General features: G+C 44.2%; 11 protein-coding genes. 1 reads left to right on the forward strand and 10 read right to left on the reverse strand.

The genetic code is table 11. The features are described from left to right. Positions 1-11 precede the first annotated feature (11 nt). On the reverse strand, positions 12-830 hold the full coding sequence (locus ACNAZ4_RS07460) for a flagellar hook-basal body protein (protein ID WP_415813598.1): 819 nt from the start codon (positions 828-830) through the stop codon (positions 12-14). 200 nt (positions 831-1,030) lie between these two features. After that, a complete protein-coding gene (gene mreB, locus ACNAZ4_RS07465) occupies positions 1,031-2,035 on the reverse strand; it encodes a rod shape-determining protein (protein WP_415813599.1) in 1,005 nt (334 codons plus the stop codon). A 298-nt stretch (positions 2,036-2,333) separates the two neighbouring features. On the opposite strand from mreB, the gene ACNAZ4_RS07470 reads away from it, so the two are divergent. Continuing rightward, positions 2,334-2,525: a hypothetical protein gene (locus ACNAZ4_RS07470; RefSeq protein ID WP_415813600.1), complete on the forward strand. Its 192-nt coding sequence runs from the start codon at positions 2,334-2,336 to the stop codon at positions 2,523-2,525. Positions 2,526-2,551: 26 nt separating this feature from the next. Here the strand turns inward: ACNAZ4_RS07470 and ACNAZ4_RS07475 are convergent, their stop codons facing one another. The 8 genes from ACNAZ4_RS07475 to ACNAZ4_RS07510 all read right to left on the reverse strand — a co-directional run bounded on the left by ACNAZ4_RS07475 (position 2,552) and on the right by ACNAZ4_RS07510 (position 15,027). Further along, on the reverse strand, positions 2,552-4,150 hold the full coding sequence (locus ACNAZ4_RS07475) for an Mbeg1-like protein (RefSeq protein ID WP_415813601.1): 1,599 nt from the start codon (positions 4,148-4,150) through the stop codon (positions 2,552-2,554). 14 nt (positions 4,151-4,164) lie between these two features. Continuing rightward, the gene (locus tag ACNAZ4_RS07480) at positions 4,165-4,935 is read right to left on the reverse strand and encodes a hypothetical protein (RefSeq protein ID WP_415813602.1); all 771 of its coding nucleotides are present in this window, start codon (positions 4,933-4,935) and stop codon (positions 4,165-4,167) included. Between the two features lie 16 nt (positions 4,936-4,951). Beyond that, on the reverse strand, positions 4,952-5,140 hold the full coding sequence (locus ACNAZ4_RS07485) for a hypothetical protein (RefSeq protein ID WP_415813603.1): 189 nt from the start codon (positions 5,138-5,140) through the stop codon (positions 4,952-4,954). Between the two features lie 75 nt (positions 5,141-5,215). Then, positions 5,216-10,135 (reverse strand): Ig-like domain-containing protein, encoded by a 4,920-nt coding sequence (locus ACNAZ4_RS07490; RefSeq protein ID WP_415813604.1) that lies wholly within the window; start codon positions 10,133-10,135, stop codon positions 5,216-5,218. Positions 10,136-10,148: 13 nt separating this feature from the next. Continuing rightward, positions 10,149-10,841 (reverse strand): hypothetical protein, encoded by a 693-nt coding sequence (locus ACNAZ4_RS07495; RefSeq protein WP_415813605.1) that lies wholly within the window; start codon positions 10,839-10,841, stop codon positions 10,149-10,151. A gap of 61 nt (positions 10,842-10,902) precedes the next feature. Beyond that, complete coding sequence (locus ACNAZ4_RS07500; RefSeq protein ID WP_415813606.1) at positions 10,903-12,852, reverse strand: protein kinase domain-containing protein; 1,950 nt, start codon at positions 12,850-12,852, stop codon at positions 10,903-10,905. A 72-nt stretch (positions 12,853-12,924) separates the two neighbouring features. Next, a complete protein-coding gene (locus tag ACNAZ4_RS07505; protein ID WP_415813608.1) occupies positions 12,925-13,695 on the reverse strand; it encodes a PP2C family protein-serine/threonine phosphatase in 771 nt (256 codons plus the stop codon). Positions 13,696-13,713: 18 nt separating this feature from the next. Beyond that, the gene (locus tag ACNAZ4_RS07510; protein ID WP_415813609.1) at positions 13,714-15,027 is read right to left on the reverse strand and encodes an FHA domain-containing protein; all 1,314 of its coding nucleotides are present in this window, start codon (positions 15,025-15,027) and stop codon (positions 13,714-13,716) included. Between the last annotated feature and the right edge of the window lie 14 nt (positions 15,028-15,041).

The following is a 15,041-nucleotide window of genomic DNA, read 5'->3' on the forward strand; positions in this document are numbered from 1 at the left end:
CAATAAACAAGTTACAGCCTTCCGATTTCGGTCGCAGCCTTCTCCATACTCTTATCATAAGCCTGAAGGATTTTCTGGTTTGCTTCAAAAGCGCGATATGCCGTCATCATGTCGGTCATCGTCTTGCTGACGTCGACATTGGATTGCTCGAGAAAACCCTGCTGCGTCCTGAACTGGACGCCATTTGCACCAAAAGCAGTCGGCAGTGGTGCTCCGTCTTCCGTGCGGAACAGGCCATCCCCTTCTTTTACCATTCTGAGCGGATTGTTCGCATAAGCTACTCCAAGCGTTTCCGTCTCACCGTTTTCACCGGCAAGAACTCCACCTTCATTAATAGTGAATCGGTCGCTTGATAGCTGGACTCTCTCTCCTGCTGAATTCAGCACATAATGGCCGCTCCCGGTCGTTAAATATCCCTGAGCATCAACCGTGAAATTTCCGTTCCTTGTATAACGGACTGTTCCGTCGCCATTGCGCACCGTGAAAAATACCGATCCATTGTCGGGCATATTAATATCAAGCAGCGCTACATCCGTCTTCCTTCCAGTTTCGCGCAAATCACCCTGGATGAACTTTGGGATCGCTTCCTGCATGTAAACACCTGTATTGATTGTGCCAATCTCCTTGTTAAACGGCAGATTCAAGCCATTTTCCGTAGGAATTTGCTGCTTATCAAAACGCTGCAGCAGCATCTCCGGAAACGCCCTCATTCCCGCCTGGTCCGCCTTATAACCTGGCGTATTGGCATTCGACATATTATTCGTCAGCATCTCGGTTCTCCGCTGTTGAGCAAGCATCCCGGAAGCGACTGTGTAAAAACCTTTGAACATGCTTATCACCCTTTATTGGAAAAATCCTGAGCACAGGAATTTTTTCACTACTCTCTATTATAAGAAATATATCGGCAAGAAACATTAAAAATTTGCAGGAAAATGTAGGATTTTGGGTTTTATTCCAGAAAAATTGGGTAAAACACAAAAAAATCTGGAATCCCGCGGTCTTTTAACCGGGAAATTCCAGACTTTTTGTTTTAAACGATTCTGCGGCGCCCCGCAATTTTGTCAATATTATCAAGCATGATGCCCGTACCGATTGCAACACAATCCATTGGGTTATCAGCTACGAGTACAGGTACTCTCAACTCTTCCTGCATCAGCTGGTCGATGCCGTGAAGCAATGCGCCGCCGCCAGTCAGGATGACGCCACGGTCAATGATGTCAGCAGACAATTCAGGCGGAGTCTTTTCCAGAACGGTTTTTGCCGCTTGAACGATGACAGCAACTGATTCCCTCAATGCCTTTTCAATTTCTTCGGAACGCACTGAAATTGTACGTGGAAGGCCGGAAACCATGTCACGTCCGCGTATTTCCATTTCTTCATTGCGGCCGCCTGGGAAGACTGTCCCGATTTGGATCTTGATATTTTCAGCTGTTCGCTCACCGATCAACAGCTTATATTCACGTTTGATGTAACTTAAGATTTCAGCGTCGAATTTGTCACCGGCCATTTTGATTGACTGGGAAGTAACGATGTCGCCCATTGAAAGAACGGCAACATCCGTTGTTCCGCCGCCAATGTCAACAACCATATTCCCGCTTGGCTGGAAGATGTCCATGCCTGCGCCAATTGCCGCAACCTTTGGCTCTTCTTCAAGATAAATCTTCTTGCCGCCGCTTTTTTCAGCTGCTTCCTTGATCGCCTTTTGCTCGACGCTTGTGATGTTCGTCGGGCAGCAAATCAGGATGCGAGGCTTCGACAAGAACCCTTTTACATTCAATTTATTGATGAAATGCTTTAGCATGGATTCCGTTACATCGAAATCCGCGATGACGCCATCCTTCAGCGGGCGGATCGCTACGATATTGCCAGGTGTACGCCCAACCATTTTGCGCGCCTCTTCCCCGACAGCCAAAACCTTATTCGTATTCTTATCAATCGCCACAACAGACGGTTCATTCAAGACAATTCCACGGCCCTTAACATGGATCAACACATTGGCAGTACCAAGGTCAATCCCGATATCCCTAGCAAACATTCTTTTTTCCTCCTTGAAAAATGCGCTGGCTGCGGCTCACTTTATCCTCGTGATCTCAGCTGTCGAAAACCTTCATCTATGTAAAAATAGACCACAATGTCCGAGTATAATCAGACGTTGCCGCAATCTGCGAACATATTCTACCCTAATTGTTTATTTTATCACATTTGTAATAAAGAAGTAACTAACTGTTAATAAAATTGGGAGGTTTTGTGGAAATTTGTCATATTAGCAAAAATTCGCGGTTTTTTTGTAAAATGGTAAAATAGAGAAAATGAATGAAGAACGGAGGAATGACATGGGCTTATTAACTGCAGCAGTCGTCGTTATTTTATTTCTTTCCTATACAGTCATTAAAAATTTGCGCCAATCCGCACAGCGTGGCGAAGCACCCGATATCAGCAATCCCTCCTCAGCACCCGACAGCATCGGCGAGGAAGGAAATGATGCAGATGATGGGGATGGTGACAGCGGGGATAGTGGGGATTGATATACATTTAAAGCAAGAGAGAGTTCTTAAATCCCTCTTGCTTTAAATGATAACGTTCTTTCTAAGTCATCTATTTTTGAAGCAGTAAAATTTAAGTAATGAATGACATTTCTCAGCTCATTATCATATCCTACTCTGAAATCTATCATGGCGATTGAAATTTTATCATCCAATTGGGCCATTTTCCTCAAAGAGTTGAGCCTGCTGTCGACACGGTCTATTCTTTGCTGGACCCTTGAGAGTCTAGAAGCGACGGCTCTTAATTGACCGGTGTTCACTTCAATGACTTCCCTCGCCCCACCGCTAATAGATTTCCACCACTTCGCCAAGGACATTACGGCTTTTGCTAAAAAGGCATTCACCTGTTCCTTGACCATTTCTTTAAATTCATTAAGGGAAATGGCCAGCTTAACGCCTCCAACCACCATTTGCACAAAAACTTTTCCCAAATAATTAGTGACTTTCTCATATACCTTTTGACTGAATTGCTCTACTGCCATAAACGCATAGTCTTTCAATGTCATGGCTGCCGTAACAAGTAAGATAACCGCAGCTGCTGTTACGATTGTTTTAATGGTAACAATACCAACAGTTAGGGTAGCTGCTGGCGAAATGGCAGTTAGTAATAGTGCACCCTTCATTAATCCGTCCAGGTTTACACGGCCATTTAAAAAGGCGAAAGTTGTATCCACTAATCCACCCAAAAGCGAATTCGGGAGCATCTGCAAACCTTGTGTAAGATTGGCTACAAAGAGATTAGTAGGATTTTTCAGCTGGTATTCCTTCCTGATTAAGCTGCCATTTTCATCGGCGGGCATATGGCGTAGTGAATGACTGTCTGTCAGCTTTAATAAAGGATCCAGGAGCCTGCCCCTCCAATCAGAAGTTTTCATGTTGGTCTCTATAATTATGGGGTCTGTAGGGTTGAACATAATAGAACTTACAAGATCGTCTTCGTTTTGAAACTCGGAGATTCTCGGGTTCATCTCCGCGATTCTCTGATTGTTTGCATTTAAAAATTCTCTATTGAAGCCTGGAGCATTAAAGGTCCGTACAGCCCAGATTTTATCTCTTATTTCTCCGTTGGCTAACAAAGACCCGGCCAGTGAGTTATTGCCGCCCAATGAATGACCTGTAACAGAAATATTGTCGTATTTTTCTCCGACTGTATTAAGGTATTCGATGGCTTCAGCTTGTTGAACCGTTTCAACCTTATAGAGCGTTGTTCCATTATTATCCCAGTCGGTATTTAAATGCCGTGGGTCATCCATTGCTTCACTGCCACGGAAGGCGATTACTGCTTCACCTTCCTTTGGTTCGAAGGTGTAGGCTACAAATCCTGTAGAATCATTGTTATTTACAATATGATTGATTTTCCAGCTATGATATTTTGATGAAGGCTCAGAAAGATTTGTTATAGTTTGTTTAAATTGATCAAATTCCGCTCCAGAGCGAAACATATCACGATAGTCCTCCAGGTCTCCTAATGATTTTTGATAATGGTCTGCCATTTCTCCAATGGTTAAATTACCTTGATCATATTTTTTTTGAAGTTTAGGAGTTAAATCCAAATATACAATGTCAGCAAGCAGCTTATGATCAGATTCTGTCATATTCGAAGTCATATGCCCACCAGCCTTTATTCAACTTGATTATCTGAAAAGTTTTTTACTATTTCATCAATAGACTGATTCTTTTGTGAGTTTTCAATCTCCATCCATGTGGTGTAATAGCTGCGCCCCTCTTCAGAGAAATGTTTGAAAACACGCTCTTCCTGTGCATCGTATTCACTTTCAACATTTCCAAATACTGTTTCATCTACATAATAAACGCTTATGTTGGCACTCTTAGTACCAAAGGCAATAAGTTCATCTGCAAATAGTTCGAGTTTTTTTGCTTCATTTTCCATTTCGATCTTCCCGTCTGATTTCACAAAAACATCAATTAAGGCGGAAATATCCGACTGCAATTTCAGATACTCTTTTACATCCATTTTTTGATTATTCAATTCAGCATTCGGGAAAGACAATCCGTCTGAGCTTATATTGGTTTTCACCCAAACTGATTCGCCAAAAGTCGATTTAGCCATTTCAGATGCTTTAAAATCCATCTTTTCGGACATAACAACGTTCATATATCGATCCCAAACCTTATCCAAATCCTTCGTAATCTCCACATCGAAGTCTTTCTCAGGCGCTGATTTAGGTGAGACAATGGCCTTGAGGGTGTTTGTTGTCACGGTCCCATAGCCGCCGCCTATTTTTTCTACCGTGAACTCTTCTTCGTACTTCTCTTTTAGAGATTTCTCGATTTTTTCAACTGCTTCTTTGTCCTGATCACCGCATGCTGATGCGAGAATCATTGAAAATATGCCCATGAATATAAGCACCACCTTTTGCATTTTTCTCATCGTCCCACTCCCAGATTTAAACTTGATATAGTTTGTGTTTGATTCTTTGATATTTTCCAGACAGCTGATGCAGTTTCGATGAGCATTGCTCTGCACCAATCCCCTTACATTTCCTCAGGTCTTCCGCTGCCAATTCTAATTCCCTGGTGATTCTATTTAATTCGGCGATGATTTCGTTCCGTTCGGCCTGGAATCCAGATTTCAAACCAATCACATCCTTGCCATATTATTAAAGCAGAATCCAAAGAGCGAAGTCTGCCCTTTGGATTCTCTTTCTACTTTATTCTTCTTCAACTTTCAACTTACGTCTTCTCACCATCATAGTCGCTGCTGCTCCGATTAATCCCACCAAGCCTGCAACCGTCCCGCCTAGCAAAGGTTTATTTTCATAAAACTTCACTAACGCGCCTTTTTCGACGATTTCGAATGAGATGACCGTAGTTTTTTCGTTGCCTGCCTCATCTGACGCAGTTACTTTAATCGCGTATGGTTTGATTTCACCCAATTTGGTCTTGATGACCTTGAAGCCATTTTCTTCAATTACATCGCCGTCGAACATTTCACCGTTGATCATGACTGATTTTATCTTGTCATTCGGGTTATCAAGGCGAATTGCGATGTCCACTGGTTCATAGTATTTCCCTTTATGTTTCACACCTTCATAGACTACCTTTGGCGCGGTTTTGTCGATGATGAATTCGACGCTCAGCTGCTGGATGTTGCCTGCCTTATCCTTTACCTCGAAGAACATGACGTGCTTACCTTCTTCCTTGATCGGGTCTCCCGCTTCATACGGCTTGCCGTCAAGCATCATCGCGATGATGTCATAGGAGTTCATATCCTCGATCAACAGTTGTGGCAGCAGGTCAGTATTGAAATACTTGTTGGAAATCGGCTCTTTGAACTTGATGACCGGTTTTGTTTTATCGATTGTGAAGACAATTGTCCGTGATGAAACGTTTTTCGCCAAGTCTGTTATAACCGCTTTTAAAATATAATCCTGTTCGTATTCAAGCTTTGTTCCGTTTTCGAATGGCTTGCCGTTCAAGGTAACGGATGTCTTGCTACTATCCAAATGGATATCTGAATATGTCACTTTCGGCGCGATGTCTTTATTGAAAAAGCCATCGAGTACACCAGAAATATTCAGCGCTGGCTTTGTTGTATCCAGCGTGAAGCTGATTTCCAGTGTTGATTCATTGCCTGCTTTGTCGCGAGCGAGAACTTTGTAAATGTATTTCATTTCCCTTGCAGCAACAGGAATGTTTTTACCAAGGTTTGCACCATTGTTCAGAGTCGCAGAAACAATCATATCCTCCGCTTCATCCAGGGCAAACTGTGGTGTGAACACTTCATTGATATACTCGCCATCCTTAATGACACGATTCTGCCCTTTGAATTTAGGGGTGATGACAGGCTTCGTCTTGTCGATCGTGAACGTCATTGTTTTGCTGAAGCTGTTGCCCGCTTTGTCGGTTGCTTCAACCAGGATGTTGTAGTCACCTTCTCCACTGAAATTGTGTCGGAAGGAAGCAAGATTTCCATTTACAGAGAAACCGCCAGCATTATATCTCGCACCATTTCTTGTCACAGTGATTTTATTGATATCCAGGTTTACGTCTTTGATTGTAGCGTTAACAGGTTTATCAACATTGTAATAGGCGTTATTCTCCACACCTGTAATCTCGATTTCAGGCTTTGTCTTGTCGATCGTAAAGGTCCTTTTTTCAGTGATTGGACCGTTACCGGCTTTATCCTCTGCAGTAGCGAGGATCGTGTATAGGCCATCCCTGGTAAAATTGTAGCCCAGCTTCGAAAGTTTCCCGCTGTTCTTCCAAGTACCGATCGGGAATGCAGCTCCATCTATCGTCGCGCTCACGCTGACATTGTTCGTTTCAAAATTCAGTTCATCAATCGAGATCGTGACATTTTTGTTTTCCGGATTGAATGAGTTGTTCTCTGCACCATCGATTTTTACGACTGGGCTGGTTTTGTCGATGATGAATGAAAGCTGTTCCTCTTTCTGTGTATTACCAGCTTTATCTGTCGACTTCAGATTGATTACATATTTACCTTCTTCAAAGAATGTGTAGCTGTTAAAAGCCTTTGTTTTTGAATCAGCGAGTAATTTCAATTTACCTACATTATAAATTTTACCATCTTTCTTAACCTCTAAATCGGTGTTTGATAAATCAATATTCCAGTCTTCAACTTTCATATTGACCAGCATGTTTTTCTTATAGTTGAGACCATTCTCGATTTCTGTCTCTAATTCCACTTGAGGTTTTGTCGTGTCAATTGTGAACTTATGTGTCTCTGTTTTCGCTGGATTGCCGGCTTTGTCTTCTGCTGTAACTTTGATTTCATAATCACCATCAGCATCAAATTCATCTACAATAAAACTTCTAATTCCCTCTCTGTTCCAATCACCTTTGAATTCAACTGGTTTCTCATTCACTTTTAAATCGATGTTCACTTTATTTTTCACAAAGTTAAGTTCATCCACTTTGATTTTGATCTCTCGACCCTTGTTACTGTAGTACTTCCGAGAAGTATCCGTAATTTCAATTTCCGGTGGAGTGTCATCTATAGTGAAAGTCCTTGATAAAGTTGAACGGTTATCTGCTTTGTCTGTAGCTACCACAGTAAATACATAATGACCATCACCAATGAACGGGTAGGAATTCACGGAACTTTCACCGCTGTCAGTCCATTTAAGTTTCTTTTCTTTTCCTCCATTCACTGTGTAATAGACATCTACATTCATGAAAGCATGATTATGTTCATCAATCTTTACGTTGATTATGTTTCCGCCTTTTACAGTATCATCTTCTGCAATGCTTTCGTCAGTAAAATGGATTTCAGGAGCGTCACTATCTATCGTAAAATGTAATGGTTCGATTGTTTCACTATTCCCCTTTTTATCATAGCCTTCAAATTCTAGTTGATAGTCTCCATCCTCCACAAAATCCATTACCTGGAAATAATTCTTGTCCTTTCCTTTTTTCCAGTCATTTAATATGATGACTGATCCATCTTCTTTAGTGACTTTAATAAAGGATTTTTTCAGATCTAAGGTCAAGTCTTGAATTGTGAAAGTCAAATCCTTCAATTCATAATAATGCTCATTCTGTTTTAGCCTTTCCTCCACAATTAACTTCGGATTGGCCTGGTCTACCGTGAATTGAATGGGTGAGTCATTCACCGGCCTGTTTTCGGCTTTATCCAGGATATCGAATGTGATTTCATAGTTTCCGTCAATTTCTAAACTGTACTTATAAAGCAAACCCTCAACATTTTCTTCTTTTATTTTTTCAATTACTGGTTTTTCTTCTTTCTTTAGCTCTTGGCCATCACGCAGGAGTGTTATCTTAGTGTGATCGAAGTCAAAGTTCTCATCCGTCACTTTGATGGTGAAATCCTGCTTTCCTCCGTAATCTTCACTTTCATTTAAACCCTGGATTTCAAGACTTGGAGGTTTTTGGTCCATGGTAAAAATGAATGGACCTTTTGAGTTCTGGTTATTGAAAAAATCATTTGCTGTCACTTCAACGCTGTATTGGCCGTCATCTTTGAAAATATGTTTTGTGTGTGCAGTGAACAAGTATTGTTTAAATGAATCATGCTCTAGTGTGTCTTCCCCTTTTTTTATAATCAGGGTCTTATCAGTTAAAGTTAAATCTGTGACGTAAAAATCGATTTGAGTATCCTTATTGAAATACTTGCCATCAAGTTGTTCATTCTCAAGGCTTCCTGCTTTCATCAAAATGACAGGGCCGGATTCTTTATCGATTTTAAACTTGGTGGTTTCATTCACTTCATTGCCAGCTTTGTCGGTGGCTGTCGCCTGAATGGTATATTCACCTTCTTCTGACGCTGCGAAAGTGGTTTTTCCATTTTTAGAACTTGACGAAACGTCCTTTTCATCTCCGTTGGCATACTGCAATGTCACCGCTATATTGGATGATTGTATATTGGCTTCATCCAGTTCGATCTCAACATCCATCTTCTCATTCTTTTGCAAGCTATAAGCTTTATTATTCTCTACATTGTAATTGAATTTCGGTTTTGTATTGTCGACAACGAATGAATATGTGACAGGGTCATGGAGAATCCCCTTATTGTGATGATCTTTTACCGTTACGCTGATCTTATAGTTACCATCCAGACTTCCTTTATCATTTAGTGGGAGATCATATTCAAATCTTTCTGTCGTCCTTTTCTTCGGCACCATTGGCTGCTCAAGAACCTTTTCATCATTTTTCTCTATGACAAGGCTTGCTTCACCAATCAGAATTTCACTGTCAACTTTGACGCCAATTCGCTGCGCTATGGCATAATCCTTGATGGCATTTCCTCCATCAGTCATGTTGAACACCGATACTACCGGTTCGTTACCCGGTTTCGATACAGTCAAATGGAAGGTTTCTGAAACATTGTTGCCTGCTTTGTCTGTTGCTTCGATGGTTACTTCATAATTGCCGTTTTCTTTAAATAGAAGATTTTTTGTATACCTTCCATCCTTTGCAGCCTCTGTCGTGAAAATTTCCACTGCTTCATCATTCTTTTTCTTGGAAATCTTTATTGTGTCAGGTGCCACGTTTGCTTCGTTGACCACTGCAGTTAATGTGACATCTTTCGTATAAAAATCATCGTTAACGAGGCCGTTTGAGCTATTCAACTCTGCTGTTGGATTGGTAGTGTCACGATTAACGATAAAGGATCCAGCAGAAGCCGGGTTACTCCATTTTTCCAAAGCCGCTACATTAACATCTATCTTAACCGCGCCATCAGCTGCCACTGGTATGGAAACATTGTATACTCCCTCAAAAGCTTCACCTGTTCCTTGTGGGGTAACCGTTACGTTATTAATCGTGGTTTCTCCTTGTGTTGCTGAAACCGAAATGGGCTTATCAACGTCTGGATTTACTTCAGCTTTATTCTCAATTCTTCCATAATCGTCTTCCAAGTTAACAACAAAGGAAATGTTATCTTTGTTAGTCCATATTTCCTTAGATGGCTGGGATTCCATTTCCCATTGAAGATCAGGATCATCGAAAGAGATATACCTTTTCGGATCAGTCTGCTCTGACAGAACTTTTCCATTTAAAATTAAAATTGAGGATATCATCACCAAGACGACGGGAATAACAATTGCCCACTTATTAGGCCGCCTTTTCTTTTTCCTTGGTTCGAGCATTTCTCATTCTCCTTTAAATAATAGTATTGGAGTGGACAACCATGATATCCACTTGTTTCTGAAAACGTGGTTCCTCCTCTGTCAGCAAGGTGGTTTCATCGATGTCGTCTAAAAGTGTTGTTTCATCCAGCAATGTCGTTTCGTCCGGGTCTGCTGTCAGGACGGTGGTTTCATTCCAATCGGACAGAATGGTCGTCTCGGTTGGTGAATCTGAATGATCCCTTCCGGCTGATACTGTGGCTGCTACTGGTTCCCGTTTGGGGGTTGCGGCCAGAAGTCCTGGTGCTTCATGTCCATCTGACGTGAGCAGTGCCGTCGGCTCGAGTCCATCCGGCGTAAGCAGCGCGGTCGGGTCAAGCTCCTCTTGCTTCAGAAGAGCAGTCTGTTTGAAACTCTCTTGGCTCAAAAGTGCGGTCGAATTCATTTGCCCGCTCGCCATCTTCTCCGTTGGCTCGACATATTCACCAGCTGCCACTTCCTTCTCGACATTCTTGCGGACATGGATTTCCTTTGTTGTCGGCTTCGTGGTTGTGTCGGTCTGTTTGCTGGTTGTTTTCCGGGCTTTTCTCCCCGCACCTGGCCAATTCCAGCCTGTAAGGTCCGTAATCACCTGGGCAATATTGAGTTTTATATAGACTGTGATGGCAATCACCAGCGCAATCGCCGCCCCTGCCATACCGCCGTAAAACATGATCTGGTATGCCATTCTCTTTCAACTGCCTTTCTTGGGAAGAGCCCTTTTTACTGGGGACCATCCCATTACTCCCCTAGAGAATATTCAAGTTTTCCATGCGCCGGGTGAGTTTTTTGTATCCTTCGTCGTCTTTGGCGCCTGGCAGGCTGCCTGCTTTTTCATAGACTTTTTTCGCCTCGGCGTAGTTTCGCTTGCCTTCCTCTTTGTTTTGTTCAATGTCGAGGAGCAGGTTCCCGAATTTTACATGTGCGTCGATGCTGTCAGGGAATTTTTTCAGTGCCGTGTTTCGGAAGTGCTCGACTGCCCGGGAGAATTCGCCCATCTCCTGATAAATGACGCCAATTTTGACATAGACATCTTCCTGGTCGGCAACATTCATATCGAGCAGATTGTTATAATGCTCGATCGCCTGTTCAAAATCGCCGCGCGCAGTCGCTTTGTCCTCGGAATTGACGCCGCGGCTGTAGTACGCCTGGGCCAGCTTCTGTTCAAACTCCATTTCGTATTTGAATTGGAGCTGTTCGTTTTCAAGCTTCGCCAGGATTTCCTTCGCCTTCTGGACGATCTCGATCGCCTGGGTATTCGCATCCGGAATCTGGCTTTTGTAAGATATATAGATATTGGCAAGAGAATTGTAGTTATCAATTTTCTTGCTGTCGTTCGCCAGCCCGTCATTGTACTCATGGAACTCCTGAAGGTCGCCGGCGAATTTCGTATAGTCGACGTTCAGGCTGCCCATGGTCGTTGCCAGAGATTTATAATATTTCACATCCGGCCGTTCTTTTTCATCAACCTGCTGGAAGTATTTCAGCGCATTATTGTAATCCCTTTTCACATCGAAATAGGTCATGCCCATTTTGAAAAGGACATCATTATTCTTGTGGACTCCCCCGTATTCATCCTGTATGTATGATTCCAGCTTGGCGAGTCCTTCGTCTGTCTGGTTTCTATTAATATATAAATCAAGCAGATTGATGTAAGCCTCCGGGCGCCCCTTGTCGACGCGGGTTGCGCTCTCGAGCAGCTTGATCGCCTCGGTCTGCTCCCCGTCCATCAGCGCGATACTCGCCTGATTGACGAGATTCATATAATCCTGGAACTGCTCATTTTTCATGCCTTTGTACCCTAGCGCGGAAGTCGTTGAGAACCCGAGAAACAGCACGGCCGGGACGAGGAACATCGCCAGCTTCTTGATCAGCATGTTTTTGTAGCCCTTCGTCAGCCTGTTGATGTGCTCGAGGTCATAGCTCAGCTCCTCGCAGTTCTGGTAGCGTTTCTCCGGCTCGGCCTGGGTACATTTTTTGATGATATGCTCGAGACCTTCCGGAAGCGACGGATCCCACTCGCGAATCGGCCTGATTTCAAATGGCGGCTCGCTCAGGTTTTTCCCGGTGACGAGATGGTAGAGTGTGATTCCCAGGCTGTAAATATCCGTTTTCGCGTCGGTCTGCCTGCCGGAAATTTGTTCAGGAGCCGCATACCCCTTCGTTCCGAGATTCGTAGTGTCAGAGAGATTCTCGGTTTTGAATTCCCGCGCAATCCCGAAGTCAATCAGCTTGATTTTCCCCTCGGGCGTGAGCATGACATTGTCCGGCTTCATGTCACGGTAGATGATCGGATAAGGCTTGCGGGTGTGCAGGTATCCGAGCACATCGCTCAGCTGCTTCGCCCACTCGATTACCTCTTTTGCGGGAATTTTGCCGTCACGCGTCAGCCTTTCCTTCAACGACTCGCCCTCGATATAGTCCATCACCACATAAATGTCGCCTTCGGACTCGATGATGTCATAGATTTTCGGCAGCGAACCATGGTCGAGCTTCTTCAGCATGTTCGCTTCGACGACCAGACTGTTAATCAACAGCTCGTTATTGCTGTTGCTGCGCTTGCGGATATCCTTGACGACGAGCGACTTGTTGAGCCGGTTGTCCATCGCCAGGTAGACGACGCTCATCCCGCCGCGCCCGATTTCCTTCAATATTTCATATCTGTCATCGATAATCGTGCCAATTTGTATCAAAGTCATTCCTCCCAGAAACACGGGGGTGGTTCCAGTAAATTCCTATTATTGCGACGTGAGAACCGTCCCCCTGTCTCGCTATGCTTCCTTTTTTGCCAAAAGAATCGAGATATTGTCCGCTTCCTGGCGTTCTTTTGCGAGCTCGACGAGTTGAACGAGCGTTTCTTTCATTGTTTTTTCACTGGTAAAATGCTGCGGGTTCAGGTTTGTGAGCATTTCTTCATCTGAGATTTCATGGTAAAATCCGTCGGTGCAGAGCATGAACATGCTTCCGCTTTCTATTTCGCCTGAAGTGATGACGATGTTGATATCCTTGGTTGCGCCCACGCACTGGAGCAGTACATTCCGCCGCGGGTCGATCCTTGCCTGTTCCGCGGTGATATTGCCGCGCTGCAGCTCGCGTTCGACGAGCGTCTGGTCCTCGGTCAGTTTTACCAGGTGATCGGTGATGCTGTAAGCCCTGCTGTCCCCGATCTGTAAAATGTAATACTGCTTTTGAAGGATGAGCAACGCGGTGATCGTTGTTCCGAGCTTGATGTTCGAAGCCTCGCCATATTCAAGGATCTTGGTGTTCAACTCGCGGACCCGTTCCTCAAGCTTGCCGGGAAGATCATTTTCAGCGATGCCATTCTCCAGCAGCTCTGGCAGATCGTTGTCGAACCAGTCGGACATGCCCCTGATTACCGTCGCACTTGCAAGCTCCCCGTGGGATAATCCGCCCATGCCATCGCAGATGATGAACATGCCGATCTCCCCTTCAGGTGTCTTCGCTGTTTTCAGCAACAGGCCATCCTGGTTCGTTTTCTTCTTGATTCCTATGTCGGTATGGTAGGCCACTTGAAATGCCATCCTGGTTCCTCCTATCCATCAATAAAGCCTGAAGATGAATTCCTCGTTCGCGAGCTTGATTTTGTCTTCATGCTTGATTTTGACTTTTTCCTTAGGCGAGACCTTCACGCCATTCACAAAACTGCCGTTGGTAGAGTGATTGTCTTCCAGAAAGTATTCACCGTTCGATACGACCACATGGGCATGCACCCGGCCGATCACTTTATTTTCAGAGGCAAAGTCCGCCCTCATCGGATCGCGGCCGATTTTGAAAAAGTCCTTGGCAATCGTGATTTTTTCATTCTTTGAGACCGCCAGTAAAAATGGCCTGCGGGTCGTATGACCAAGGGTTGTTGTTCCCTCATCCTCATCTGCCATGACACCGAGTACTGTCGTGCCCGCGTCTTCGGATTCACTGCTGGTAATCGCCGGCTGGATGTTGATTGATGTCCCGCCGCCGAGTGCCGAAGCTTCTTTTAACAAGGAATTGTTGTCACCAAGTTCAGCCCTCGTGATGCGCTTGTAATTGACCTCTTCCTCGATTTCAAGCTTGCGCCCTGTTTTTACATCCTTTTTCTGGCTTGTGTATTCGGAGGTGAGCACGCCATTGTCGACGCTCGTTTTCATCGTATGAACTTCACTGCCCGGGCTGTAGAAGTTCGGATTTATGGCCGGGATTTCAAGCTCTGATGATTCCGGCAGTGGTTCTTGGTCTTGTGTTGCTGCTTGTGGTGCCGCTTCCTGCTTCGGTTTTTTCGGCATTTTGTACGGTTGGCGGACGAGCGTTTCATCCCCGGCCAGCTCGTTCATCTTTTCCAGTAGTAGTTCCGGCGCGATTTCTTCTGTCTCTACCAAAAAATTATGGAGTTTGATGAAAAACACGGCATCATCATTTTCGTCATAAGGGGCCGACAGCAGTAATTCCTGCAGGAACTCTTTAAGTGATCCCTTTTCAAAAATATTATTTTTTACTGGGAGGTAGATAAAAACTAATCTGTTTGAAAAATTATCAATAAAGATGTCACGCTGGCTGAGCACGAAATTCGCGATATCCAGGCCGCTTGCTTGAGCATCCACCAGTGTTTCGGCAATGTTGAGGAAGCTGTTGTACAGCCGGTCCTTCGTCGCAGGCGCGGATTTCAGCATTTCAAGCGTGTTATCGGAAATCATGTCATAGCGAACAAAGCAGTTCTCTCCCTCTAAAATCGCATGGCACGGCAGGATCCCCGGAACCCGGCTCGCTCTCAGCAGCTCCACCTGGCCGCCATCAATATCCGCCTTGCTGTCAGCATGAAAATAAAGGAATTTCGAGATTCCGTAGCTTTCCAGTTTAAATTCCACCTGTTTGATCATCGCACTTCGACTCC

The sequence above is a fragment of the Mesobacillus thioparans genome (genome assembly GCF_965138835.1).
Lineage (GTDB): Bacteria > Bacillota > Bacilli > Bacillales > Cytobacillaceae > Mesobacillus > Mesobacillus thioparans.

What these genes read in the sequence shown, in the direction of transcription:
- ACNAZ4_RS07470 (WP_415813600.1), top strand. Translation starts at nt 2,334, where the DNA reads ATGGGCTTATTAACTGCAGCAGTCGTCGTTATTTTATTTCTTTCCTAT.
- ACNAZ4_RS07495 (WP_415813605.1), bottom strand. Translation starts at nt 10,841, where the DNA reads ATGGCATACCAGATCATGTTTTACGGCGGTATGGCAGGGGCGGCGATT.
- mreB (WP_415813599.1), bottom strand. Translation starts at nt 2,035, where the DNA reads ATGTTTGCTAGGGATATCGGGATTGACCTTGGTACTGCCAATGTGTTG.
- ACNAZ4_RS07510 (WP_415813609.1), bottom strand. Translation starts at nt 15,027, where the DNA reads ATGATCAAACAGGTGGAATTTAAACTGGAAAGCTACGGAATCTCGAAA.
- ACNAZ4_RS07505 (WP_415813608.1), bottom strand. Translation starts at nt 13,695, where the DNA reads ATGGCATTTCAAGTGGCCTACCATACCGACATAGGAATCAAGAAGAAA.
- ACNAZ4_RS07490 (WP_415813604.1), bottom strand. Translation starts at nt 10,135, where the DNA reads ATGCTCGAACCAAGGAAAAAGAAAAGGCGGCCTAATAAGTGGGCAATT.
- ACNAZ4_RS07500 (WP_415813606.1), bottom strand. Translation starts at nt 12,852, where the DNA reads ATGACTTTGATACAAATTGGCACGATTATCGATGACAGATATGAAATA.
- ACNAZ4_RS07480 (WP_415813602.1), bottom strand. Translation starts at nt 4,935, where the DNA reads ATGAGAAAAATGCAAAAGGTGGTGCTTATATTCATGGGCATATTTTCA.
- ACNAZ4_RS07475 (WP_415813601.1), bottom strand. Translation starts at nt 4,150, where the DNA reads ATGACTTCGAATATGACAGAATCTGATCATAAGCTGCTTGCTGACATT.
- ACNAZ4_RS07460 (WP_415813598.1), bottom strand. Translation starts at nt 830, where the DNA reads ATGTTCAAAGGTTTTTACACAGTCGCTTCCGGGATGCTTGCTCAACAG.